At 42.9% G+C, this 26,481-nt stretch carries 13 protein-coding genes; 10 read left to right on the top strand and 3 right to left on the bottom strand.

All coding sequences use genetic code 11. The features are described 5' to 3' along the window. The first annotated feature begins 170 nt into the window (after positions 1-170). Positions 171-3,416, top strand: a complete 3,246-nt coding sequence (locus BGP15_RS12445) for a SusC/RagA family TonB-linked outer membrane protein (protein WP_286769696.1) — start codon at positions 171-173, stop codon at positions 3,414-3,416. Positions 3,417-3,427: 11 nt separating this feature from the next. Then, positions 3,428-5,197, top strand: coding sequence for a RagB/SusD family nutrient uptake outer membrane protein (locus tag BGP15_RS12440; RefSeq protein ID WP_286769695.1), 1,770 nt, complete (start codon positions 3,428-3,430; stop codon positions 5,195-5,197). 109 nt (positions 5,198-5,306) lie between these two features. On the opposite strand, the gene BGP15_RS12435 is transcribed toward BGP15_RS12440, so the two are convergent. Beyond that, positions 5,307-6,236 (bottom strand): metallophosphoesterase, encoded by a 930-nt coding sequence (locus tag BGP15_RS12435; protein WP_201639378.1) that lies wholly within the window; start codon positions 6,234-6,236, stop codon positions 5,307-5,309. Between the two features lie 1,092 nt (positions 6,237-7,328). Here BGP15_RS12435 and BGP15_RS12430 point away from each other — a divergent pair. The 7 genes from BGP15_RS12430 (at position 7,329) to BGP15_RS12400 (ending at position 23,660) form a co-directional block, all read left to right on the top strand. Then, entirely contained in the window at positions 7,329-7,919 is a 591-nt protein-coding gene (locus BGP15_RS12430; RefSeq protein ID WP_286754446.1) for a YdeI/OmpD-associated family protein, read from the top strand. Positions 7,920-8,361: 442 nt separating this feature from the next. Continuing rightward, positions 8,362-12,372 (top strand): hybrid sensor histidine kinase/response regulator transcription factor, encoded by a 4,011-nt coding sequence (locus BGP15_RS12425; protein WP_286769694.1) that lies wholly within the window; start codon positions 8,362-8,364, stop codon positions 12,370-12,372. 182 nt (positions 12,373-12,554) lie between these two features. Next, positions 12,555-15,419, top strand: coding sequence for a glycoside hydrolase family 31 protein (locus BGP15_RS12420; RefSeq protein ID WP_286769693.1), 2,865 nt, complete (start codon positions 12,555-12,557; stop codon positions 15,417-15,419). Between the two features lie 28 nt (positions 15,420-15,447). Next, on the top strand, positions 15,448-18,585 hold the full coding sequence (locus tag BGP15_RS12415; protein WP_286769692.1) for a SusC/RagA family TonB-linked outer membrane protein: 3,138 nt from the start codon (positions 15,448-15,450) through the stop codon (positions 18,583-18,585). Positions 18,586-18,597: 12 nt separating this feature from the next. Continuing rightward, on the top strand, positions 18,598-20,226 hold the full coding sequence (locus BGP15_RS12410) for a RagB/SusD family nutrient uptake outer membrane protein (protein WP_112374501.1): 1,629 nt from the start codon (positions 18,598-18,600) through the stop codon (positions 20,224-20,226). A gap of 49 nt (positions 20,227-20,275) precedes the next feature. Beyond that, complete coding sequence (locus BGP15_RS12405; RefSeq protein WP_201639375.1) at positions 20,276-21,211, top strand: hypothetical protein; 936 nt, start codon at positions 20,276-20,278, stop codon at positions 21,209-21,211. A gap of 4 nt (positions 21,212-21,215) precedes the next feature. Next, positions 21,216-23,660 (top strand): glycoside hydrolase family 2 TIM barrel-domain containing protein, encoded by a 2,445-nt coding sequence (locus BGP15_RS12400; protein ID WP_112374807.1) that lies wholly within the window; start codon positions 21,216-21,218, stop codon positions 23,658-23,660. A gap of 114 nt (positions 23,661-23,774) precedes the next feature. Here BGP15_RS12400 and mnmE read toward each other — a convergent pair whose 3' ends face one another. After that, positions 23,775-25,154 (bottom strand): tRNA uridine-5-carboxymethylaminomethyl(34) synthesis GTPase MnmE, encoded by a 1,380-nt coding sequence (gene mnmE / locus BGP15_RS12395; RefSeq protein ID WP_070568741.1) that lies wholly within the window; start codon positions 25,152-25,154, stop codon positions 23,775-23,777. A gap of 177 nt (positions 25,155-25,331) precedes the next feature. Between mnmE and BGP15_RS12390 the strand changes: the two genes are divergently transcribed. After that, entirely contained in the window at positions 25,332-25,817 is a 486-nt protein-coding gene (locus BGP15_RS12390; RefSeq protein WP_070568738.1) for a hypothetical protein, read from the top strand. A 67-nt stretch (positions 25,818-25,884) separates the two neighbouring features. Here BGP15_RS12390 and xpt read toward each other — a convergent pair whose 3' ends face one another. Continuing rightward, the gene (xpt, locus tag BGP15_RS12385; RefSeq protein WP_286769691.1) at positions 25,885-26,460 is read right to left on the bottom strand and encodes a xanthine phosphoribosyltransferase; all 576 of its coding nucleotides are present in this window, start codon (positions 26,458-26,460) and stop codon (positions 25,885-25,887) included. Positions 26,461-26,481 lie beyond the last annotated feature (21 nt).

Below are 26,481 nucleotides of genomic sequence, written 5' to 3'. Positions count from 1 at the left end.
GAACTTCGGATTAAAAAATCATGTTAATTTCGTAAATAAGAATTTGTTTTTTAAATTTAGTAGACAATCTAATCCACTTTTGCTGTTTTTTACAAAAAGAAAAGCAGGCTAAGTAAATAAACCAAAGTTGAGCCTAAGGGTTCTTTATTATTTTAAACCAATTTGTAATTATGATGAGAAATTTTTTTCTTCATGGAAAGGCGAGACCCATTAGCCTTTTGGGGCTCTGCCTGCTGTTTAGTCAGCCTGATTCTTACGCACTGAATCTGGATCCGATCAATGCTATTGTCGATCAAGATCAGGTTACAGGGATCGTCAAAGATGAGAAAGGTCAGGCATTAGCCGGCGCTACCATCACCGTCAAAGGAACATCCGTTCAAGCATCCTCCAATCAACAAGGTATTTTTTCTATTCGGGCCAAGCGTGGTGATGTTTTGGTCGTGAACTACCAAGGCTTTACAAAACAGGAGGTAGCCGTTTCCGCAGGCAACATCAGTGTTGTTATGGTTTCGAGTGATCAGGCGCTTGAAGAGGTCGTGATCATTGGCTATGGTAAGCAGCGGAAAGGGAATATCACCGGTTCCGTCGCTACCGTCAATGCAGAACAGCTAAAGAATATCCCCAGTTCAAATCTTTCCAATTCACTTGCCGGTAGAGCAGCGGGGGTCAATGTCACCAATACTTCGGGGATGGCTGGAGCATCGTCGAGCCTGCGTATCCGGGGGAGTTTTGCCGAGCCACTTTATGTAATTGATGGTGTGGTCCGCGATAAAGCTGCATTTGATGTGCTTGAAGCGAACGAGGTCGACCAAATGACCTTCTTAAAAGATGCAGCGACTGCCGCAGTGTACGGCACCCGGGCGGGTAATGGCGTTGTCGTTGTGACGACGAAAAAAGGAACAGCGCAAGCACCAGTTTTTAATGTACAAAGTAATTATACTTTTAATACGCCAACACAGGAACTTCTTGCGAATTTAACGACTGCACAAGATGAACTCACCTATCAAAATAGGGTCGCCGAATTTCGCGGTCTTTCCATCCCAAATGGACAAAAAGAGTTTGATTATTTCAAGGATAAAAATTACAATGCAAATGATGTGATCTGGCGCAATCCATTTACCCATCGCCAATCCATATCGGTCAATGGTGGTGGCGACAAAATTACTTATTATAGCTTGCTGAGCTACCGCAAAGAAAATGGATCCTATAAATCTTTGGACCATGAGAAGTTCAATTTGCGCAGCAATATCTCCGCGCAGATTACCGAAGATTTTAGCATGGATTTTAATATTTCAGCTAACCAGACCAACTCGAAGCGCTTTTTTTGGCCTTTTAGCACATCTTCCAATGATGATGATTTTGATGTATCCGATTTCTACCGTGTTACCTTCAACTGGCCAAAGATGTATCCGTTTTACTTGAATGCAGACGGAACACCGAGCAATACGCCAACGGCTTATCCCGTACAGACACCTATGGGAAGCTGGCAGGCATGGAATGTGATCGATCAGGTCATCGGGGATCGTTATATCGACCGCAAAGTGCGGCAGGTTAATCCTATTATGACCCTAAATTTGAAGCTGGATAAATTGGTACAAGGTCTATCGACAAAACTTGTGGGGAGTTATCTTGCCAGTGACTATATGCGCAAGCGCTATATGAGCTTTCAAAAAAACTACACCTTTACTTCACTGAATCCAAATGACAACCGCTTTATACCGGCCCCACCTTCGGAAGCGAATATCAATATCTTTACTTTTAGTCAGAGTCAGCCTTTCATGGATTACAGCCCACAACGATTGTGGGAATATCAGGTAAACTGGTTTTTAAACTATAACCGCAAATTTGGTAAACATTCCGTCGATGGGACATTGGTTTATGAGCAGTCCAAAAAAGGAGGGACGTACGTTACTTCACGGGCAGAGAATCCGATTACAGCCCTGGATCAGATGTTTATTTATCCTACAGATCGGAACTTTAGGTCGACAACTGCCAATGAAACAATTGATTCAAGACGCGGCGTGATTGGGCGTGCTAATTATAATTATGCAGATAAGTATATTGCGGAGTTTTCTTTCCGCTACGATGGATCACCTTTGTTTCCTAGCGATAAACGGTGGGGCTTTTTTCCTTCAGTCTCGGCAGCCTGGCGTGTATCGGACGAGAACTTCTTTACGGATATAAAGAATACGATATCAGACTTGAAGTTCAGAGCTTCTTACGGTACAACGGGTAATGATTTGGATGTAAATGCTAATCGAATCGGTCAGTTTGGCTATCTGGAAAAATATTACAGCTCTGGTGGCTATATGTTCGGAGATCGCTATTACAATGGTATTGCGTATGGTGCAACACCGACGCAGAACCTCACTTGGACGACTTCTAAAAGCGTCAATCTCGGTTTGGATTTTGGATTTATTAAGAATAAGCTGACCGGTAGCCTAGATCTGTTTTCACGTAAGGAAACGAACATCCTAGGACCAAGATCACTGAAAGTTCCGGATAACTATGGTCGCGCACTTGCTCCTGAAAACTATGCCGCAAGAAGTTACAAAGGCGGGGAGATTTCGTTGAACTGGAATGATAAGGTGGGCGAGGTGACCTATGGGCTCAATGGGAATCTGGGTTATGCAAAAGACCGCTGGGATATCATTGACGAGGAACCGGCGTATGCTGCCGGCCAACCGCAGAACTTTCGTTCCAGAATTGGGCGGCCAGAAAATAGAATTATCGGCTTAGAGGCACTGGGTTTAGTAAGGACACAGGCTGAAGCCGACGCACTGAAAGCAAAAGGATTTAAGACCTACGGAAGGGATCCTTTTCCTGGGATGATCTTATATAAAGATATTCAAGGGGCGAACTACTCAGGAGGTCCGGATGGGAAAATTGATGATAACGATTTGCAGTTATTGTCAGACAATAATTCTCCGCGCATCAATTACGGGTTTGGCTTCAATGCGAGCTGGAAAGGCTTCTATGTCTCGACATTATTTCAGGGGGTTCTTGCTTATGATCGGATGATCAGCAATCAAGAAGGTGGTGGAATGCGTCAGCATGGCGATACTTTCCGTCCATATTACCCGATTTGGGCTTCCGATGTCTGGACGCCGGATAATACCAATGCGAAATACCCTCGTCCAACAGGCTATTCTGGTTGGGCTGAGTCTGGTGCAGCTCCTTCGTCGTTCTGGATAAGAAATGGAGCCTATCTGCGTTTACGCGATGTTAACGTGTCTTACCGATTGCCGAAAAGCATGACCGAGAAGATCCGTGTAAAAGATGTCAACCTGTTTTTCAATGGAACCAATTTGTTTGTTTTTTCGCCGATGAAAGAATTCCATGATCCGGAACAAAAGCTGTATGATTCTTATCCAGTCATGAAAACCTTTACGTTTGGACTTGATGTTAAATTTTAAATGAAAAAAAGATGAAAAAAATATATTATCCTTTAATAGCGTTGGCTCTGTGTATGTCTTCCTGTAAAAATGTGCTGGACATTGAAGATCTCAATTCGCTGGATGAAGCTAAAGTATGGGCCGATCCAAATCTAGTCAACGGCTATCTTGCCAATCTATATCCACTATTTGGCAACTGGAACGCTGGTGCGGATGGAAATTCGGAACAACTAATTGGCATCGCTTTCCCTTTGGATGCGGTCACCGTCAACAATGGTTCTTACAAATCCTGGGATTATACAACCATCCGAAAAATTAATACGGCGATCCAGAAAGTTGGTGAAAGTACTGTGCTAAAAGCGGACTTCAAAAATGCGGTGATTGGGCAGTCTTTGTTTCTCCGTGCCTATATGTATTTTAATATGGTCAGGATTCATGGTGGGGTCCCTTATATTACGGTACCTCAAGATTTAAAAAATGATGATCTTAATGTACCCCGCAATTCTACAAAAGAGTGTTTTGATCTGATGATCAAAGATTTGGATCAGGCTATTTCCTTACTGCCAAAAACGATTGCCAAGGGTACGGCAGATTATGGAAAGGTTGACGGTGATTTTGCGGCAGCTTTTAAAGCGAAAGTATTGTTATATAAAGCTTCACCCCAGTTTAATCCTTCCAATCCTTATGGAAATGCCTATTGGCAGGAAGCCAACACTGCGAATAAATTGGCTTATGAGCAACTTAAAGCGGATGGCTATAGTTTGACTCCAGATTATTCCAATATTGCGCTGGTTGAAAAAGGACCAGAGGTTGTTTTTGCTGTGATTAATACTTATCCAAATAAAGTCGCTAATTGGGATAATGGCGTACGACCCGGCTCCGAAAGTAGAGGGCCAGCGGGTTCCGTTCCATCCTGGGAATTTGTAAAAGCTTTTCCAATGAAAGATGGAAAGCTTTATTCCGATCAAACGGGCAAATACTATAAGACAGAAGATCAATTTTTGCAATCCTATTGGGAAAACCGCGATCCGCGTTTTGATAAATCCATTGTGTGGAATGCCAAGATTTATGAGGTTTCAGGAAAGACCGGCAAACGACAATACACTTCTGTAGGTATTGCTCCGGCTTTAGATGACTTTGGTATAAACCCTAACGCAAAAACACCTTCTTCCAATTTGGATCGATATAGTGGATTTTTTATCTTAAAAAACTCTAAATTATCATTAAAACAGACCGAAGTGGAAACCCAGTATGATGTGGATTTTGTCTTGATGCGCTATGCCGAAGTCCTGTTGAATTATGCTGAAACAGCAAATGAAATCGGAGACTTTGCGACAGCCTTAGATTTGGTGACACAGATCAGAAAAAGAGCGGGTATAGAACCTGGTGCGGATAATAAATATGGTATTGCAGCGACTACGAAAGAGCAAATGCGTGAAGCCATTTTAGCAGAGCGTAATATTGAGTTCTGCTTTGAAGGACATCGTTTTTGGGATTTACGACGGTTACGTAAGTTAAATATACTAAACAATACGACAAAGCATGGAGTTGAAGCTATTGCGATCAATGCTAATGGAACTGAAATGAAACTGGAAGATGCAAATGTATTGGCCAAAACATACACGTTGAAAGAGAATCAGTTTAAATATAGTGTCTTGCAGGTGCCTAGTACAGGAAACAAAGTGAACCTGGTACCAGATACCTATTATTTCTTTCCAATAGCACAATCAGTCATTGATAAAAATCCGAATATCAAGCAGAATAAAGATTGGGGCGGAACATTTAATCCAACCCTAGAATAGTGTATTCACTAAACCCATTCAATAAAAAACACCCTCAACGGCTTTCGCTGTTGGGGGTGTTTTATTTAAATTTCATTTATGGCGAGTTTTTTAATCGCCCGATTGAGCCTTATTTGGATGATAATTTAAAAACTCTTGAACTGAGTCTACCCTGGCCTTTGATTTTGATTTCTTCCGGATAAAGCTCCAAAAGACCATAGGCATTGCTTGTGGGTGTTTCTATCATACCTTCCATGGTCACAAAAGGAATATTGTTTACCATCACATAATTGCCTTTATGATTATGACCGGAAAGTACCAGTTTAACTTCTGGGAATTTGTAGAGTATATCAAGAACTGGCCTATTATTGAGTGTTTCATAACCATTTTCTGGCAATAAGGGATGATGTGTCAATACGATCACATGCTCCTTATTTTTCCGCGCTCGGGCAAGTTCGTTTTGCAACCATAGGAGTTGTTTATGATCAACTCCGCCATTCCAGGGTTGCGTATTTTTCCTTCCGTCTGCCTGTAGGCTACCCACCAAGATTTTCCATTCACGTTGGTCTGCTGAATTGGGCGTTGTGGCATATTCACTGAGCGCATTCGTATTTAAGAAAACAAATCGCCATTTCCCTTTTGTAAATGCGTAGTATTTAGCTGGCATCCCAAAAGTGGTGTGCAGAAGATCTGGTTTAGATACGCTGACATAGTCATGGTTGCCAAGTAGACAATACATCGGTTTTTTTAAAGGGTAGAGATGTTTTAACAATACAGGTAGATCTTTTGGACCTTCGTCGACAAGATCGCCAAGAACCAATGAAAAATCGACTTTATTGCGATTAAAGAAGTCTACAGCGGTATCGACTTTCATTAAAGAATTGTGGTAGAACCGGCTACCGTGGTCTGTTTTGTCTGCGTATTGCATATCGGCCATGATACCGATACGGAGAACCGGCGTGTTGGATTGTGCCATGCTGAATAAGCCGGGTAAAGAGCAGATGACGAATATGGAAAGAAACTTCCATTCCTGTTTGATTTTTAAGCCAATCTGTTTCATTTTTTTAGCGTTTTAAAATATGTTGCTATAAGAATATATTAGTCCGTATTCCGGTAATGTTGCTTTGCTGTCTGTTTAGTCTATTTTTTGAACCACTGTTCTGGGTAATTGATTATAATGTTATCACGAGTATACTGAGAATAAATTAGAGATTCAAGTAAATTGAATACACAAACGTTTGTGTAAATTGATGGATCACTAACGAATTATAAATGATTGCCAACACATATAAACTATCGATTTTTTAGCTATTGTAAAACTGTAAATTGGCGATTGTGGTGTTTAACGAATAAAAGGTTTAGGTATATAGATCATATGAAATTGATTCGTGCAATAACAATTATTCTGCTTACTTGTTATGGTATTTTGTTACCAATTTATCTCGGAATTATACTTCCCGAATATTGGGCTTGTCGGAAATGTATTTATGAGGGGGCTATGGGCACTGATATATGGGGAAACTCAGTACAGTGTTTTGGCGACAGTAAAGCGTTTGGTGAAGCTATTTTCCAGTTTTCGTCTTTTCTGGTCTCGGGATTAACAGCTGTGTTGATTGTAATTTTTTTAAGGGCTTATTATTTGAAACGAAATGCAAAAATAAATACGTATGATAAAGAAAATCCTGATTAGCTTGACTTCAATTACCATTATTGGCTGTTGCTGGTTTTTTTTTACGCTATTCGACGCTATCGACTTGGCACCTACAAAAAATAATCATTTGGCAAGCGAGGAAAAATGGAAAATAGAGCAGCAGGCTGATATTGATAGCTGTGAAAAGCATGTGCTGAAAAATCAGATCGATTTACGGCGCAGAAACGCAAAACGAGTCTCTGAACTTGCTTTTCGAACTCAGACTATTTTGTTTTTTGTAATCTGCATACAGATTGTTCTACTCTTAATACTTCTATTAGTTCCCAAAAGATATATTCTTAAAATTTAAGAATGAAAATGCTGCTGACTAATTTGAGTTTGTCAATAGGACAAGCTGGTCGTTGTTGTTCTGCAAAACATGGATGACTAGTATTCAAAAAAAACGTATTTTCACAATAGACAAATTTTATCCATACCAGTAAGGACTAAAAAACTATATCAATGATCAAACAGAATTCGGCGGAGAGAGTCACTATTTACCTGAATACAAAAGAAGAATGGCGATTTTGGCTCGAAAACAATCATCATATAGCACAATCAATTTGGGTGATCTGTAATACTAAAAAATCAAATTTACCGGTGGTCAACTGGACTGAACTTGTGGATGAAGCATTGTGTTTTGGTTGGATTGATAGCACACGGAGGCCGATTGATGCCTATTCATTCATGCAGTTATTTAGCCGAAGAAAACCCAATAGTACCTGGTCTAAAATTAACAAAGAAAAAGTTAAAAAACTAATCGATGCGAATCTAATGACTCCAGCGGGGCATGAGGTTATAAAAATAGCACAAGAAAATGGCTCTTGGTCAATTTTGGACAGTGTGGAAGAATTAATTATTCCCGAGGATCTGGATGAAGCATTTCAACATTATGCTGGTTCAAAAGATTATTTTCTTGGATTGAGTAAATCCGTCAAAAAAATGATGTTGCAATGGATTGTTCTCGCCAAAAGACCAGATACCCGCAAAAAACGCATTGATGAGATTGCCGCAAGAGCAGCAGAAAAAGACAGGCCTAAGCAATTTCAGTAAAGTATTCAATTGTCGAAATGAATCAGGTCTATGGTATTAACTTTTGTCTTTTATGACTAATATTGCACGTTCTATGTAGCGTTGTTTCGCTTTTTTTACGCTGTCCATCTCTTCCTTATAAGTCAATTTCTTTCTTGGATTTTAACGATTGTTTAGAGTGGTTAAACGTATCAATTAATTTATACGAGTTCAACCAGTAGGAGGGGTTTAACTGGGGGGTAACAGGGGGTTAACAGGGGTATAACAGGGGTAAACCCTTGTTAACCCCCTGCTATATCCCTATAAAAATGGTGTTATTTAGGTTTAACTCACGAACTTGATCTCAATGTGGTAACCTAGTTTATAGGATAAAAAATATGGGGCTCATGCTAAAGCTTATATTAATAGCAACTTGATTTGCTGTATTTACTCAATTTTTGTATCATTGGGGAGATGATAACCAATGCAGCAGCTTAAGTCTTTTTTATTCGCTTATCTCCAACTCTTTCTTCTCCTTTTCTTAGGGCAATCGTCAGCTTGGAGCCAGGTCAATACCTATGCGTTTAAAACCTTAACCTCTGACCAGGGCCTGGTCCATAATCATGTCAATTGTGCACTCAGGGATAAGTACAATTACCTCTGGTTTGGTACCGAATCTGGTCTGAGCCGATTTGATGGGACGCAATTCACAAATTTTCGCTATTCCGCCAATAAACGTACCGGCCTGAGTGGAAATGCAATTTCCGCAATCTTTGAGGGACCAGAAGGCAATGTATGGATTCGCACCAGCAATCGGATGAATGTGTATGATCAGCACTCAGGCATTATCGTCCAGCAGCTTGATTCCATACTGACCCACTTAAAGCTGCCCGTCAAAGACGTACACACGATAAGGCCGCTGGAAGGGCAGACCTTCGCATTATTGTATAGCGATCGTTCGCTGATCTTGTACGATAGCCTAAAGAAAATCTATCGTACTGTACCGTCGTTGACAAAAAACAACCGAATCGCTGATGTGATAGCTGGTCAAGGGCACACGATCTGGGTAATCTACGAAAATGGCCTGTTGGGCCACATCGATACCAAATCATTGCGCAGTACCAAAACCAGCCTATTGCCGATCAGCAGTAAGCTGGTAAATTATAATCTATTTGCCGACCGGGAAGGGGCGATATGGATTTTCTCAAAAGACATTCCAATTGGTGTATACTGGCTTGACCCGAAAGATGGATCAATTCAACACCTCCAAAAAGAACTGTCCAATCCTTTTGTAGGCAATATCGTGCAAGATGATCAAGGGCATCTTTGGCTAGGAACTGATCATGGTGGGATCAATGTTTATGATAAAAAAACAAAAAGTGTACAGATCCTCGCTAACGATAAATATGATTTACGGAGCCTACCTTACAATAGCATAACGGCTTTATATCGGGATAAGTCAGGTATCATATGGGCGGGAACCTATAAAGGTGGCATCAGTTATTATCATCCCAAGCTGTTGTTATTCTCTTTAATCAGGAACTATCCAGGGCTTCCTAAATCGCTTCCCTTTGACGATGTCAATAAGTTTGTACAGGATCGAAAGGGTAATCTATGGATCGGGACAAACGGTGGGGGATTGCTCTATTATAATAGCAGTCAGAAAACATTCACGCAATACCTGCATGATCCTCAGGATCCCAACAGTTTGAGCTCCAACGTGATTGTTTCCTTATTGCTGGATACGGAAGATAAGCTGTGGATCGGAACTTATCGAGGTGGTATGTGTCGATTCGACGGCAAAAGTTTTAAGGTTTTCCACCGTGATTCGGCACCTGGAAAGTTGAACGACGATAGTGTATGGGAGATCTACGAGGATAGTCAACATCGATTTTGGATAGGAACCTTAAGTGCTGGCTTGTACCTGTTTGATAAAAAGACAGAACAGTTTTCGAGAGCGTATACTCGGCAGGGACAAACCATTAACAGCAATTATATCTCTGTCTTGTTTGAAGATTCAAAAAAACGGCTCTGGATCGGCACAGCGACAGGTTTGGCATTGTTGGCTCCCGACGACAAGATTAGCTATATGAATACATCCAGTTCGCCCATGAAACTTATGAATGATCTGATTTATGATATTAAAGAGGACAAAACTGGTCGTATTTGGGTAGCAACACAAGAGGGCTTGCATGTAATCGACGGTACAAAAGTAAGCTATCTCACACAGCAGGATGGACTCAGCGACGATGCGATCCTGGCGCTCTTGGTCGATAATCAGGGGGGAATCTGGGCTTCAACAAACAAAGGACTGTCGGCGATTGTCGGCAAAGGGCAGGCCGAGAAGTTCATCATCCGCAATTTTACAAGGGAATCAGGCCTTCAGGGGAATGTATTCAATGAAAACGCCGCTTTAAAAATGCGGGACGGAAGACTTGTCTTTGGTGGGCCAAAGGGATTCAATTTTATCGACCCTAAGAAAATTAGCAGCGAAAGTGAACTGGTCTTACCGCTTTTGTCCAATCTTTATTTATTTAACAAGCGGATAGCCGTAGGTGAGGAATTTTCGGGCCGGGTCATTTACGATCAAGCCCTGAATAATCTTAAAGAACTGAGTCTTCCTTACAACCTCAATGCCATTTCGCTGGAGTTCTCTACCTTTGACTACCTGCAACAGCATAATGGACTCTACCAATATCAGCTTGCTGGTCTAAGTGATGAATGGTTTGATTTTGAACCGGCAACCATGCGCGCCAATTTCACCAATCTAGACACCCGAAGCTACAATTTGTATATTCGGCACGCCATCGATTCGAATAGCTGGTCTGAGGGCGTGCTGCTCCTAACAATCGATATACAGCCACCTTTTTGGCGTTCGGCTTGGGCCTTTCTTTTCTATGCCAGCCTGGTACTGATCGTCCTATGGGCTTATTTTTATTTGACAAAACTACGTGTCAAGACGCGCAATCAACTCTACCTCGCCCAGGAACAGGCTGCACAGGCAAAGGAACTGGATGCGTTGAAAACACGTTTCTTTACCAATATAAGTCATGAATTCAGAACTCCGATCAGTTTGATTCTAACTCCAGCGCAGCAGCTGCTGGATGAAGAGCAGCATCCAGAAAAAAAAGCCGACCTAAACTTAATCAAGAAGAATGCAGACCGTCTGCTTAAATTGGTCAATCAGCTGCTGGACTTTAGAAAATTGGAGAAAAGTGAGCTTGAGCTGAACGAAGCTTATGGGGACCTCATGGGATTTATCCGCGAAATGCTTGATGCCTTTGCCGGGATAGCGCAAAGCAATCAGATCTCGCTGCAGGTCAATATCGCTCCAGACACCTATCTGTCCTGGTTTGACAAAAACAAATTGGAAAGCATTATTTTCAATCTGATGTCAAATGCGATCAAGTTTAGCCCGGTATCCGGCATTGTGGCATTCAATGCCGAAGTCACTGAACACGAAACAGGAAAGATGCTGCGTATTGAAGTTCAAAATCAGGGTACAGCGATTCCCGAAAACCTACAAGCCCGCGTATTTGAACGTTACATGCAACTGGATGTGCCCAATGGAAAACTGAATCAGGGTACGGGAATCGGGCTTTCTATTGTTAAAGACTATGTCGAATTCTTGGGCGGAACTATCGCGCTGAGCAGCAATGTGCACTGGACGATTTTTAAAGTTCAGCTACCCATACATAAGGCCGAAGCGAGTGTCGATCCTGTCGAAAGCGATAAGCAGGATAAACCCGCTATTTTATTGGTCGAAGATGATATCGACTTCCTCCATTACCTGGAGCGGAGCCTGAGTTCAGCCTACCTAATCCACGCTGTGCAAAGCATCAATGATGCAAAATTGATCCTAAGCAAGCAAGAGGTCAATCTGATCATCACCGATCTCAGCCTCCCTGGAGAGAGCGGACTGGAATTTTGCCGGTTTATAAAGGCCCAGGCCAAGCTGGTCCATATCCCTGTGCTGATTGTAACAGCCGTAGTCAATCAGAAAATTGAACTGGAAGCCTTGGAGTCGGGTGCTACAGATTATATCAACAAGCCTTTTAATATTAACCTGCTGCGTTCAAAATTAGCGCAGATACTCCATCAACAACAGACAATGGTAAAACGGTATAAAAAACAGATTAATGTTAATCTGACGCAGCCCGATATCGCATCTGCTGATGAACAATTTATCCGTGCGCTGGTAATGGAAATTGAACAGGATCTCAGTGACTCTTCGCTTTCTGTCGAACTGCTTGCCAAAAGAATGAACATCACGCGCGTAGGGCTTTATAAAAAGGTGCTTGCCATCACAGGCTATTCACCGATGGAATACATCCGACATATTCGGCTCAAACGTGCCATGCATCTGGTTCAGAACTCGAAATTATCGATGGCTGAAATTGCTTATGAAGTAGGATTCGGAAATCCGAAACAATTCAGCAAATATTTTAAATCTGCATTTGGTAACCTGCCGTCTTTTTATCGAAAAAGCTTGTAAATAAGTGAATTGTCGATAGTGTTTTTCGCCAGTATCCCCGCATAAGTTAACAAAATAACCCCTAAAAGTTAACAAAATATACCCCTTATACAACCGGTTGCATTCTATATTTGATCTGTTCTTTCAATAGGAAAGGACGCGTAATAACCAAGGGAATATAATAACCAATAAATCTTATTTAAATGCGCAACTTAACGTACGCTTTAAGTGGTTTGATGCTCTTCGCAATCGTGCAGCAGGGATTTAGCCAAGCCAATAAAGCTCATTATGAAAAAATGCCTTCCGGTATTAAGGTCAGCTTCAAAAATTCGGAGACCTCCATTGATCAGGATATTTATTTGGATGTCGTAACTGACAAGATTGTGCGTGTCACAGCTGTTCCAGCTGGTGCAATCTTACCGGGACAAACGAGCTTAGTGATCGTCGATTCACTGCGCCGGCAAGTAAAATCACTTGCGGTAAGCTCGACCGACTCTACGGTAAATGTACAAACGGCCAATATGCAGGCAGTGGTTTCCTTGATGAACGGCAAAGTGGAATTTTTTGACCTTAAGGGGCAATCCATCTTGAAAGAAGCAAAGCGGAATTCAAGTTCTTTTTTAGCTAATAGTTATCAAGGTGATGCATTTTATCACATTAACCAAGACTTTATTGTCAATGCGGAAGAAGGGATCTATGGACTCGGCCAACATCAGAATGCGGTGATGAATTATAACCGTGGCAAACAGGTTTCGCTGCTGCAGTACAATACAGAAATCGGAATACCCTTTTTACTGTCCACTAACAACTATGGCATTTTATGGCACAATTACTCCATTACAAAAGCGGGCGACGTGAGGCCGTTATTGCCTTTAAATGCTTTTAAGTTGCAGTCAAAAGAGGGAGAGCCGGGTTGGCTCACGGCAACCTATGTAAATCGGAACAAGGGCGAAGAAGTGTATCTATCCCGACCGGAATCGATTATCGACTATGGCTACTTAACAGATCAGCACAAATTTCCAAAGAGCGTAAAGCTGGCCGAAAGCAAAGTCATCTATGCCGGAAGTTTCTCTTCGCCCTATACTGGCAAACATGTGCTGCATTTTAAATATTCGGGTTATATGAAAGTCTGGATTGATGGGGAGCTGGTCGCCGACCGCTGGCGTCAATCCTGGAATGCAGGTACCTTTGAGATTGAGAGAGACCTCCAGAAAGATAAGCCCCACCAGATCCGCATGGAATGGATACCAGATGGAGGGGAATCTTATTTTACCTTAAACTGGCAGAGCCCCATTCCAGAAGCGCGTAAAAACGTATTTTCCTTTAATTCAGAAGCTGGAGATGCCATTGATTATTACTTTGTACAGGGCGCATCAATGGATGAGGTCATTGCAGGTTATCGCCACTTGTCCGGCAAGGCACCGATTATGCCGATTTGGAGCTTTGGATTTTGGCAGAGCAGAGAACGTTACAAGACACAAGCGGAAATTGAGGAGGTCGCGGCTGAATTTCGCAAACGTAAGATTCCGATCGACAATATTGTGCAGGATTGGTCTTACTGGGCTGAAAACGACTGGGGGAGCCAAAAATTTGATGTAAAGCGTTTTCCAGACCCTCTGGCCATGGTGAAGAAGCTGCATGATCAGCACTTTAAGATCATGATTTCGGCCTGGCCTAAAATCAATGAAGAGTCTTCCGTATACCAAGAATTTAAAGCCAACAAATGGATCTATCCGAGAAATATTTATGACGGCCGTAAAGATTGGATCGGAAAGGGCTATACCTCGACATTTTATGATCCTTTCAACAAAGCGGCACGCGATGGGTTCTGGAAATTGTTGGACAACAATCTTTTCAAAATTGGGATCGATGCCTGGTGGATGGATGCGAGTGAGCCAGATATTCACTCCAATATTGATCTGGACGAGCGTAAATCGGTCTTTCAGCCAGCTATAGGATCATCTGTTCGCTACTATAATGCGTTCCCTTTGCAAAATGCCAAGGGTATCTACGAGGGCCAGCGTGAAACAGATCCTAACAAACGGGTGTTTATTCTGACGCGATCCTTTTTTGCAGGGCAGCAGCGCTATGCGGCGGCTGCCTGGAGCGGCGATATTGCTTCGAGATGGCATGACATGAAAGATCAGATTGCCGGGGGCATCAATTTCTCGATGTCCGGTACACCTTATTGGACAATGGATGCGGGAGGCTTTTTGGTTGAAAATAGGTTTCACAAACCTAATACGGCGGACTTGGAAGAGTGGCGCGAGCTGAATAGCCGCTGGTACCAATACGGGGCATTTTTGCCTTTGTTCAGGGCGCATGGACAATATCCCTACCGCGAGCCGTATAATATCGCTCCTGTGGATCATCCGGCCTATAAAAGCATGACCTACGCGATTAATCTACGGTATAAATTACTGGCCTATAATTATAGTCTTGCCGCGAAGACTTTTTTTGAAGACTATTCGATGATACGTGGACTTGCGATGGATTTCCCGCAGGACAAAGATGGATTCGACAGCAACGACCAATACCTTTGGGGACCATCCTTGCTTATCAGTCCAGTTACTGAAAAAGGGGCTACCTCACGTAAGATACACTTTCCAAAAGGAGCCAGCTGGTATGATCTATACAATGGCAAGATGGTAGCAGGGGGGCAGGATCTGCTTATTGCAGCACCATACGAACGTATCCCTGTTTATGTCAGAGCCGGAGCAATATTGCCCATTGGACCGGTCATGCAATATACAGCCGAGAAAAAGCCGGAAGTATTGGATCTTTATATCTATGCCGGAGCAGACGGTCAGTTTTCACTTTATGAAGACGAAGGCAGCAATTATAATTATGAAAAAGGGAAATATAGCCGCATTGATTTCAGCTATGACAATTCTGCACAAACACTGTCTTTGGCCAGCCGTCAGGGGGATTTCGACGGCATGCTGACCAAAAGAAAGTTCAATATCATTTTTGTCAGCGACAGCAACGCTGTTGGACTGGATGTATCACCAGCAAAACCAATAGAGGTAACCTATTCAGGTAAAGCTTTGCAGATCAAATTAAAATAATAAAAAACCAATTTATAAATCAAGACATATGATAAGCAAACAATTGTTGAGCAGGGGCATGGCCGTCGTGGTCATGACCAGTGTGACCTCTTTGGTCTGGGCACAATCCTTCACGGGATCGGTTGTTTCGGCTGATTCAGGATTGCCGATCGGGGGAGCGAGTATCAGCGTAAAGAATCAGAAGATTTCAACGAGTAGCGATGAGTCGGGCAAGTTTTCTCTTGGGGCCAGCACAGGGACTATATTGACCATTACTTACGTAGGGTACAAAACGGAGGAAGTTAAAATTACTGGTCCCAATATGGTGATCCGCCTACAGCCGCAAGCTTCCGATCTCGAAGAGGTGGTGGTTATCGGCTACGGTGTACAAAAGAAAAAATTGAATACGGGAGCCAATTTGAAGGTGGAGGGTGAAGAACTGCAGAAACGCAATCAATTGAACCCGCTGCAGTCGCTTCAGGGCCAAGCACCGGGTGTATCCATTACATCAACTTCCGGTCAGCCGGGAGCAGATATGAAGGTCGTCGTCCGCGGACTGGGAACAATTGGCAATTCGGGCCCTTTATACGTCATCGATGGCGTTCCGGGAGGGGATATTTCGGTCTTAAATGCGGCCGATATCCAATCTATCGACGTATTGAAAGACGCGGCTTCGGCCGCCATCTATGGTTCGCAGGCTGCCAATGGGGTTATTCTGGTCACCACTAAAATGGGCGCTGCGGGAAAAAATGTGCTGTCGTTTGATGGCTATACAGGCATTCAGAACGTTTCGCGTAAAGCAAAATTGCTGGATGCAGATCAGTACAAGCTGATCATGAATGAGCAATCGCTGAATTCGGGGGCCGCGGTGATTGATTTTAACAGCATGGATGGTCTGGCCAATACCAATTGGATGGATTACATGTTTAAGGATAATGCAAAAATGGACAATTACAATGTTGCTCTGACCGGGGGCAATGAAAAATCCACCTACGCCTTATCGATGAATTATATTGGTCAGGAGGGGATTGTAGGTGGTAAAGACGTTTCCAACTATCAGCGTTATGGTTTCCGTACGAACTCGGAACATAAACTCTTCGATAACTTTGTGAAAATAGGTCAGCACCTTAACTTTAACTACATCAAAAATCGGGGCATCGGTGTAGGCAACCAGTACAATAATACCTTACGCGGTGCTTTTGCGACTTCGCCCTTGTCACCGGTGTACTCGGACAATGGCTTGTACGGAAGTCCTTTCAATGATACCTCCAATTCACCTTGGTACAATGGGGACAGCAATCCATATGGGGTGATGATGACCAATTCGAATAACGCCAATGATGGCCAAAAATTACTGGCGGATGTATTTGCGGAGATTGAGCCTATCAAAGGCTTGAAGGTCCGGTCATTGCTGGGATTCAACTATTATGCTTCAGAATACAGAAGTTTTACGCCCTTATACCGCTTCTCCATCTACACCTACAACCAAGATCATACAACAACCTCACAGAACATGAGCAAAGGTCATACGCTGACCTGGACAAATACTGCTTCCTATGACTTTGATATCCATACGGATCATCTTTTTTCAGCCATGGTCGGTATGGAATCGCTACGTTACCAGGGAACTTACCTTTCGGGGTCCAACTGGAATCTGCTTTCGCAGTTCAATGATTTTGCACATGCTTATTTGGACAATACCACAGGCCAGGCGCACCTGGATGAAAAAGGGAACGTCGTCGAAACGCGTACGGTGTCTGGAAAGCCAGAGAACATCACCCGTAGGGTCTCGTACTTTGGACGGCTGGGCTATAATTATAAGGAAAAGTACCTGTTGAATGCTACATTGCGTGCAGATGGATCCTCTAAATTTTCGCGCAGCAATCGCTGGGGATATTTTCCTTCGGTATCGGCAGGTTGGGTCATTTCTTCCGAAGAGTTTTTTAAAGAACATTTAGCGGCTGTAAACTTCTTTAAACTCCGTGCTTCATGGGGGCAAGTGGGTAATCAGGATATCGCTGATTTTCAATATGCGGCACCCATCAGTACCTCAACAGGAATTACATCGTCCAACCCCGGAGCACATTATGTCTTTGGAACGAGTAACAATAATATCGCCGGGGCTTATCCGAGCCGTTTATCCAATCCGAATCTGACCTGGGAAACTTCCGAACAGACTAATATTGGATTTGATGCCAAATTTGCGAACAGCCGCCTGGATGTTGTTGCCGATTTTTATGTCAAAAAGACCAAGAACTGGCTGGTTACAGCGCCTGTTTTGGCGACAACCGGAACGTTGCCCCCTTTTATCAATGGCGGTGACGTGAAGAATACAGGGGTGGAATTGGGCCTAAATTGGGCGGATAAGATCAATGAAGTCAAGTATCGTCTTGGGGTAAATGGTGCCTATAACAAAAATAAGGTGGGACAGATTCCGACTGAAGATGGCATTATCCATGGACAGACAGCCATGTTATACGATAATTCGGAAGAATTTTATCGTGCTGCAAATGGTCTACCCATTGGCTACTTCTGGGGGTATAAGACAGACGGCCTATTCCAGAACCAAGCCGAGATCGACGCCTGGAAAACAGCCGGGAAAGGTATCCTTCAAGCGGATGTGAAACCGGGCGATGTGAAATATGTAGACCAGAATAGTGATGGTATTATTAATGCCTCGGATAAGACAAATCTGGGTGTGGGCATGCCTAATTTTACTTATGGATTTAATATTGGACTGGATTATAAAGGATTTGATTTCTCGGTGAATGCCTACGGTTCCCTGGGAAACAAAATTGTACAATCTTACCGCAATCATGCCAATAAACAAGCAAACTATACCACGCGAATATTAGACCGATGGACCGGAGAGGGGACTTCCAGTACAATTCCCCGTGTTACGGAAACGAATGTCAATTGGCAGTTTTCAGACCTTTATATTCAGGATGGAGACTTTCTTCGGATCAGCAATGTGACCTTAGGTTATGATCTATCGAAGCTGATCAAATGGAAGTATGCTAATCAGATCCGCTTCTACGTTCAAGGACAAAACCTGTTCACGTTCACCAAATATGATGGGATGGATCCCGAGATCGGTTATGGAACCGATGGTTGGGTGTCGGGTATCGACCTTGGTTACTATCCAAGACCAAGGACTGTATTATTTGGCCTAAATGTTAAATTCTAAACACAAGAAATCATGAAAAAAACGAGCTATATCTATCATTCCATGTTATTTGGGTCCTTAATCTTAGGATCATGTTCATCCAGTTTTTTGGATGTCGAACCGATGACAAGCGTTTTGGAAAGCAATTTTTATAAAACCATAGCCGATGCTGACATGGCTTTGGTCGGCTGTTATGATGGTTATCAACGCACAACCTCCAATGGGAGCCAATCTTTCTATCTGACAGCAGAGGTGGCCGCCGACAATTGTTTTGGCGGAACAGGTACAACAGACGGTCGATCATTTCAGGCAATAGACCGTTTTGATATTGCGCAGTCCCAATCGGACAATAATATCTTTGATGGTACCTGGTCTGATTACTATGCGGGAATTTTTCGCTGCAATACACTCTTGGGAAAATTGGATGGCACTGATTTTTCAGGCAACACAACAGCGCGGGCACGTATTGAAGGGGAAACGAAGTTCCTACGGGCGACCATGTACTTTGATCTCGTCCGTCTATTCGAAAACATACCTTTGCTAACGAGCCCGACCAATGAGAATATTCCACAGTCGGATCCCAAAGCGATTTATCAACTGATTGTTTCAGACCTTAAATTTGCGGCTTCCAATATCCCAGCCACAGCTTACCCCAAGTCAGCTGCGGCAACCAATGATGGCCGGGCTACTCCATTTGCAGCAAAAGCGCTATTAGCCCGTGTTTATCTATTTTATTCAGGTTATTATGGTGGCGAGGATATCGGTGTCTCCAAAGCCGAAGCCCTGGCGGGACTGGAAGAGGTTATCGGTAGCGGCCAGTTTGCGTTGGTGGCTGATTTCAAAAATCTGTGGCCAGCAGCGAGTTATATCCCCAATGCAAGCAATAATACACTAGATATCTCCAAATATGCCGGCAAGGGAAATGCAGAGGTTGTATTTGCACAGAAATTCAACAATACATCGAACTACAACGGTTATGTTGATGGCAACCGCTGGGTCGTCTTTCTGGGCTTGCGCGGAAAAAATTGGTCGCCCTATGGCCAAGGATGGGGGGCATGTACGGTAAGCAAAAAGTTTTTCAATGAGTTTGACAACATGGATACGCGCAAAACCGCCTCAATTATTGATATCGATGGCGAGAACATCACTGGATTTGACCTCAAAGACCAGCGTGAGTATACAGGTTACACCATAAAAAAATACGCCCCCACGGCATTGCCGGATGGGACCACCAATACAGGTGGGGATAAGGATATGCAACTGTCCCAAGACCAGGATTACTTTGTCATCCGCTATGCTGATGTCTTGCTTATGGCGGCAGAACTCGGTTCCGCAAACGCGCAGAAATACTTTGATGAGGTAAGAAAAAGAGCTTATAAGACCAATTTTGTGTCGCTAGCAGTTTCAAAAAACAATATTCTGAAAGAAAGAAAATTTGAATTTGCTTTTGAAGGTATCCGCTATTGGGATGTATTGCGGCAGGGGCTGAATAATGCCGCCGCAACACTAGAAACAACAGAGGATGTGCTAAGTGGATCTGTACCCGAGAAGGTCATCGTGACTAAAGAGCGTTTTTTGACAACGAAAGGATTTATGCAAATACCCAATAAGCAGATTACCTTATCCAATGGTGTACTGAAACAAAATGCTGGATGGAACTAAACACAAGTATACGAGGACTCACTATTAGTTGAATTATAAATAGACAAACATGAAAAAGATATTCACCTATGCCATCTGCTTTTTTGCGGCGATGGTACTCTTTGGAGCCTGTTCTCCTGAGAATTATATATTGGGAGACATCGATGTCACATCGGCACAGTTGGACAAGGGAAAGGCCTTTACTGTTGAACATGATGCCAATAATCCCAATATTGTGTATTTAACCAGCTTGATGGATTCAAAATACACCCCATTGTGGGAGCATCCACAGGGGCGGAGTCAAGAGAAAAAGGTAACCCTAAGAATGCCTTTTCCTGGTGAGTACACTGTCAAATTTGGTGTCGAGACGCGTGGTGGCATCGTCTACGGCGAGCCTGTGACATTCAATATCGATCAGATGTATGCCGAGTTTATCAGTGACGAGACTTGGACCTTATTGACAGGGGGGGCGGGAGAAGAGAAAACCTGGTACCTCGATCTGGATGCTGAGGGCATTTCTCGCTACTTTAAAGGTCCAATGTATTTTTACGGCACCGGTGACTGGTGGGGAAGCATCAATAAAACAGCCGCGCCTTTAAACAGCGATAGCTGGAGCTGGGAACCCGATTGGAAAGGCAATAGCTGGCTTATGCCTGCAGGCGATTATGGAAGTATGACTTTTGACCTGAAAGGCGGTGCAAACATCAACGTGAATCATGCCATGCTAGGTAAAGTCCAGAAGGGGACTTTTAACATTGATACCGAAAAGAAAACCATCCGTATGACTGGGGCGTCGCCTTTACATGGAAAGCCACAAGATGGAATCGTCGTCGACTGGGGCGATGTCCGTATTATGTCGCTGACCGAGAATACCATGCAATTAGCCGTATTGCGAGATCCCGTGCTTTCGAATGACGGAGCGGCCATGCTGACCTTTAATTTTATCAGCAAGACCTACAAGGAGAGTTTGGCCGAAGATGCCAAGAATAACAATAAGACCCCATAAATGTATGCTGAAGCAATTAGTTGATACTAGGTATAGCCGGATAATAGGTATACTGATCCTGTTATTTGCGACGGCGGGTTCTTTAAGTGGACAGTCCAGAAAGGTTATTGATTTTAATGGGGGCTGGTGGTTTAAACGGGACAGCAGCCAGCAATATAGCAATGGACGAAAAGGAGAGGGCTGGCGAAAGCTCGATCTACCACATGACTGGAGTATCGAAATGCCATTTAGAGAAAGCAGTCCCGCAGGTAGCGGGGCTGCTTACCTCGATGGTGGCGTAGGATGGTATCAAAAAACGTTTAAACTGGCTCGGGCTGAGCAAGGGCAACGGATATTTATTGCATTTGAAGGTGTATACGAAAACAGTGAGGTCTGGATCAATGGGCATTTCTTAGGAAAAAGACCCAATGGTTATATCGGATTTGAATATGAGCTTTCCCCTTATTTATACTGGGATGGTAGAGACAACCTGCTTTCAGTAAAAGTAAACAATAAGAATCAGCCCAACTCGCGTTTCTATTCGGGGTCGGGGATCTATCGGGATGTCAAATTAATCAGCCGGAATCCAGTCAGCATAGGAACGAACAGTACCTTCATAAGAGCTGGGCAGCTCAGTGAGAAACGTGCTGTCGTGGATCTCTCTCTGGAAATTGAGCATAACCTTGAGGAATCAAAAAAGATTACGCTACTGACAGAGGTTCTTTCAGCTCAAGGTGCTGTTCTAGCGAGTAAACGTACTACGTTGAACGCCCTCAAGGCAGGTCTGCATCCCCTCGATCAGCAGATAGTCCTCGAAAATCCCATCTTATGGGGTATCGAAAATCCCTATCAATATACAGCAAAGATTAAACTTATTGTTGATGGTCGGGTTGTAGATGAACAGCTTACGAAATTTGGCTTACGTAATTTTAGCTTCGATCAGCAACAGGGCTTTATGCTCAATGGGAGGCCGCTTAAAATCCGTGGGGTCTGTTTACATAGTGATCTCGGCGCTTTGGGCATGGCATTCAACCGATCTGCAGCATTACGTCAGCTTCGCATCATGAAAGAAATGGGGGTGAATGGAATACGGACATCACACAATCCTGCGGCGCCAGCGTTTTTGGATCTCTGCGATAGCTTGGGTTTTGTTGTGATGAGTGAAACCTTCGATGTCTGGAAAGGGCGCAAAAATCCCTATGACTATCATTTATATTGGGACGAATGGTACAAGCGGGACTTTGTTGACCATATCAAAAGGGACCGGAATCATCCGTCGTTGTTTATATGGTGCTTGGGCAATGAAGCGCAGGAGCAATGGCATTCCAAAGCTGATGGTGCAGCGATTCCGATTGCGCTGGCAGCAATCGTCGATAGTCTGGATGGCACACGTCCGACCACCATTGCCAATAATGAACTCTCCAAAGCCAATCCAGTGCTGATGAGTTCGGCGGTAGATTTGATTGGCTATAACTATAACCATAAGAAATGGGCAAGCTTCCCACAAGATCATCCTGAAAAGAAGTTTATCGTAACAGAAAGTACTTCGGCATTGGAAAGCCGCGGAACGTATGATTTGGTGCCATATGATTCTAGTCGCATGTGGCCAGAACGATGGGATATTCCCTTTTCTGGCGGGAACAAAGACAGGAACATATCGGCTTACGACAATGTATTTACACCTTGGGGATCAAATCATCAGACAAGCTTGAGGTTGATGGAAAAGTACGACCATATTGCGGGCATGTATGTATGGACAGGATTTGATTATCTAGGCGAACCAACACCCTACACCTGGCCGGCACGAAGTTCGTACTTTGGTATTGTGGATCTAGCTGGATTTCCGAAAGATGTCTACTATCTGTATCAAAGCGTCTGGACAGAAAAGCCGGTCTTACATGTATTGCCTCATTGGAATTGGAAGCAAGGTGATCGGGTAGATATCGTGGTATATTTTAATCAGGCTGACCGGGTGGAGCTTTATCTGAACGGTAAAAGGATAAGGGAGCAGTCCAAAGACCCAGATCGGTACGACCTTGTATTTAAAGCTGTTGAATTCAAACCAGGGGAGATTGAAGTAATATCGTTTCAAGGTGGCAAGAAACTGCTAAGTAAAACGATCCGTACCGCAGCGAAAGCGCATCGTATACAATTGTTTGCAGAAAATGTGACTTTCAATTCGGCAAAGAAAGAACTTTCCTTTGTACATGCTTATATCGTGGACGAGTTTGGCACGATCGTTCCTTATGCAGACGATAAAATCGAATTTGAAGTGGAGGGAGATGGTGCAAAAATTGTGGCGACAGACAATGGCAATACGACGGATCTGACGAGCTTCCAATCTGCTTCCCGCAATGCTTTTCATGGTAAAGCCTTGGCGATTGTCACGAGCAAAAACAAAGGCAAAATACAGGTAAGGGCAAAAAGCGAAGGACTAATTTCGGGTGATATTCAACTTGAAGCCAATTAGTTCTTGGCTCTGCTCTGCTCTGGATTTGTATGTTTTTTTTCACTAATAAGAGCAAGGTCCGACCATGGTCGGACCTTGCTCTTTGTTGTATAACGCGATCATTAAGGCTATGATTTACTTGCCAATGCAGAATTTCGAGAAGATATTATCCAATAAATCGTCTGTCGAAACACTTCCCGTGATTTCACCAAGATGATATAGCGCTTGGCGGATATCCATTGCTAGGAAATCAGAAGTGACCGGATTGTTAATACCATATATTACGCGTTCCAGTGAATCTGCTGTTTTTTGTAGCGCTTCCACGTGACGGATGTTGGTGACCATAACATCATCTGTATTCAAATTTCCTAATTGTACACGATTGATCAATTCGTCTTTCAATTCCTCGACGCCAATTTGCTCTTTTGCTGAAATGTAGAGCGGATTAAGGACATTGTAAACGTCTTTTTGCGCCTCAGAAAGCAAATCTGATTTATTGATAATGGTGACAAATGGAATTTGTAGTCGCTCGATTTCTGGTAATTGAGCTTGTACTTCTTCAACTTTGTCCTGTGTAGGATCGAAAAGATAAATGATCAATCGTGCCTGTTTCATCTTTTCACGGGTACGCTCAACTCCTTTTGCTTCAATAACATCTGCCGTCTCACGTATACCTGCAGTGTCAATAAATCGGAATGTGACGCCATGAATATTAATTTCATCTTCAATCGTATCACGCGTAGTCCCTGCAATATCGGAAACAATGGCACGTTCTTCATTTAAGAAAGCATTCAATAGGGTTGATTTTCCAACATTCGGTTTCCCGGCAATGACAACAGGAACACCATTTTTAAGGACGTTACCTTGTTCAAAAGATTGTATTAATTTTTGAACAATGACCTGTATTTTGTTGATTAGATTTTTTAGCTGATCCCTGTTCGCAAATTCCACATCTTCTTCCGAAAAATCAAGCTCTAATTCAATTAGTGATGCAAAGTGAATGAGATCTTCACGAAGGGATTTAAGCTGATTGGAGAAACCGCCCCGCATTTGTTGCATCGCCACTTGATGCGAAGCTGCAGAATTGGATGCAATTAAATCGGCAACTGCTTCTGCTTGCGATAAATCCATGCCGCCATTGAGAAATGCACGTAGGGTAAATTCTCCTGGACGAGCAGCACGTGCTCCTTTTTTGATCAGTAAATTTACAACGCGCTCGATAATATATTTGGAGTTGTGCGTTGATATTTCCACCGAATTTTCTCTCGTGTAGGAGTTCGGGGCTACAAATAAAGAAACAAGTACTTCATCTATAATCTCTTCGCCATCCCTTATGGTTCCAAAATGGATAGTATGCGATGCTTGTTGAAGCAGGTTCTTTCCTTTAAATATTTCGTTTGTAATTTTTATGGCATTCTGACCTGAAACGCGTATGACAGCGATAGCTCCATTTGTTCCGGAAGATGTCGCTAATGCAACAATGGTATCTTCAGTGATATATCCCGTATTTGACATGGTACAAAGATACGTTAAATTGGAATAATGGATTCTATATATTGCGGCACAAATTAAATTCATATTGACCGATTAAACCTTTGTTCAAACATTGATGTCATACCCATAGAAACGCTTGTAAAAAAGAATGAAACACAGGCGGAGTGAAATTAATTTTTAAATTTAAATTATACTGTTATGAGAAAGATGATATACTTCGCGTTGGCAATAGGAGGACTTGTCTTAATGGCTCCACAACAATCGTCCGCTCAGTATCGGGGACATGAACGTGAGTGGAAACAGGACAAAGAGCGTAGAAAATATGAAGAGAAAAGGGATAAGGAATATCGAAAATATTTAGAAAAACGCGAAAAAGAAGACCGTAAGTATCATAAAGAAGTAGCTAAGTCATACCGAAAAGGGTACCGTCATGGAGCACCGGCCTGGGCAAGTGCACATCGTTACGATAGTAGACACCATGTATACTTTAGAGATTACAAAACATTCTATGACCCTTACAGAGGAGGTTACGTGTATATGCGCAATGGCCGTTGGAATTTTTCATCAAACGTGCCTTCGTTTATGTTGAATGTCAACTTGGGAGCAGCCAATATTCGGATTGTAAAAGATGTTGCAATTAGCAGACATCCTGAAGATTTTTACAACGACTACCGTTGGGATTAGAAAGAATTTATCTTGTTGTTTGAATATAAAAGCCTCAATCTTTAGGGAGATGAGGCTTTTCTTTTTGCTAGTCTTCTTCGAAACTGACTTTATTCACTTCAAGCGACTTTATCCGCGCTAACGATTCAATTCTTAAATCGGACAATTCTCTTAATCTTTTACCACCTTCCTGGAAGGATTTTTCGATAATAAATCCCATGCCCAAAACTGAAGCCCCCGATTGTTTAACGAGATCGAGCATACCAAAAGCGGCGTTCCCATTGGCCAAAAAATCGTCTATAAAAAGAACATTGTCGCTCGGCGTAAGAAACTCTTTGCTGACACAGATGTCATAGGTTCGGTTCTTAGTAAATGAATACACCTGGCTTACATACATATCAACCATGGTGGTCGGTTTTGCTTTTTTCACAAATACAACCGGTAATTCCAAAAGGTAGCCAAGCATGATCGCTGGGGCTATTCCGCTTGCTTCAATTGTAATGATTTTATTGATCGGGAGGTCTGCAAAACGACGGACAAATTCCACCGCAATAGATTTCATCAATACGGGGTCCATCTGGTGATTGATGAAGTTGTCTACTTTAAGTATGCCTCCTGCAAGACTTTTACCGTCATGATGGATTCTATCCTTTAATAATTTCATATTTTACTCGTATAAATATAA

The organism is Sphingobacterium sp. 40-24 (genome assembly GCF_001899705.1).
Classification (GTDB): domain Bacteria; phylum Bacteroidota; class Bacteroidia; order Sphingobacteriales; family Sphingobacteriaceae; genus Sphingobacterium; species Sphingobacterium multivorum.
Note: the sequence above shows the minus strand (reverse complement) of the source record. Positions and strands in the feature narration are given on the sequence as shown.

Coding starts and splice junctions, on each gene's coding strand:
- BGP15_RS12445 (WP_286769696.1), top strand. CDS start 171: ATGATGAGAAATTTTTTTCTTCATGGAAAGGCGAGACCCATTAGCCTT.
- BGP15_RS12440 (WP_286769695.1), top strand. CDS start 3,428: ATGAAAAAAATATATTATCCTTTAATAGCGTTGGCTCTGTGTATGTCT.
- BGP15_RS12435 (WP_201639378.1), bottom strand. CDS start 6,236: ATGAAACAGATTGGCTTAAAAATCAAACAGGAATGGAAGTTTCTTTCC.
- BGP15_RS12430 (WP_286754446.1), top strand. CDS start 7,329: ATGATCAAACAGAATTCGGCGGAGAGAGTCACTATTTACCTGAATACA.
- BGP15_RS12425 (WP_286769694.1), top strand. CDS start 8,362: ATGCAGCAGCTTAAGTCTTTTTTATTCGCTTATCTCCAACTCTTTCTT.
- BGP15_RS12420 (WP_286769693.1), top strand. CDS start 12,555: ATGCGCAACTTAACGTACGCTTTAAGTGGTTTGATGCTCTTCGCAATC.
- BGP15_RS12415 (WP_286769692.1), top strand. CDS start 15,448: ATGATAAGCAAACAATTGTTGAGCAGGGGCATGGCCGTCGTGGTCATG.
- BGP15_RS12410 (WP_112374501.1), top strand. CDS start 18,598: ATGAAAAAAACGAGCTATATCTATCATTCCATGTTATTTGGGTCCTTA.
- BGP15_RS12405 (WP_201639375.1), top strand. CDS start 20,276: ATGAAAAAGATATTCACCTATGCCATCTGCTTTTTTGCGGCGATGGTA.
- BGP15_RS12400 (WP_112374807.1), top strand. CDS start 21,216: ATGCTGAAGCAATTAGTTGATACTAGGTATAGCCGGATAATAGGTATA.
- mnmE (WP_070568741.1), bottom strand. CDS start 25,154: ATGTCAAATACGGGATATATCACTGAAGATACCATTGTTGCATTAGCG.
- BGP15_RS12390 (WP_070568738.1), top strand. CDS start 25,332: ATGAGAAAGATGATATACTTCGCGTTGGCAATAGGAGGACTTGTCTTA.
- xpt (WP_286769691.1), bottom strand. CDS start 26,460: ATGAAATTATTAAAGGATAGAATCCATCATGACGGTAAAAGTCTTGCA.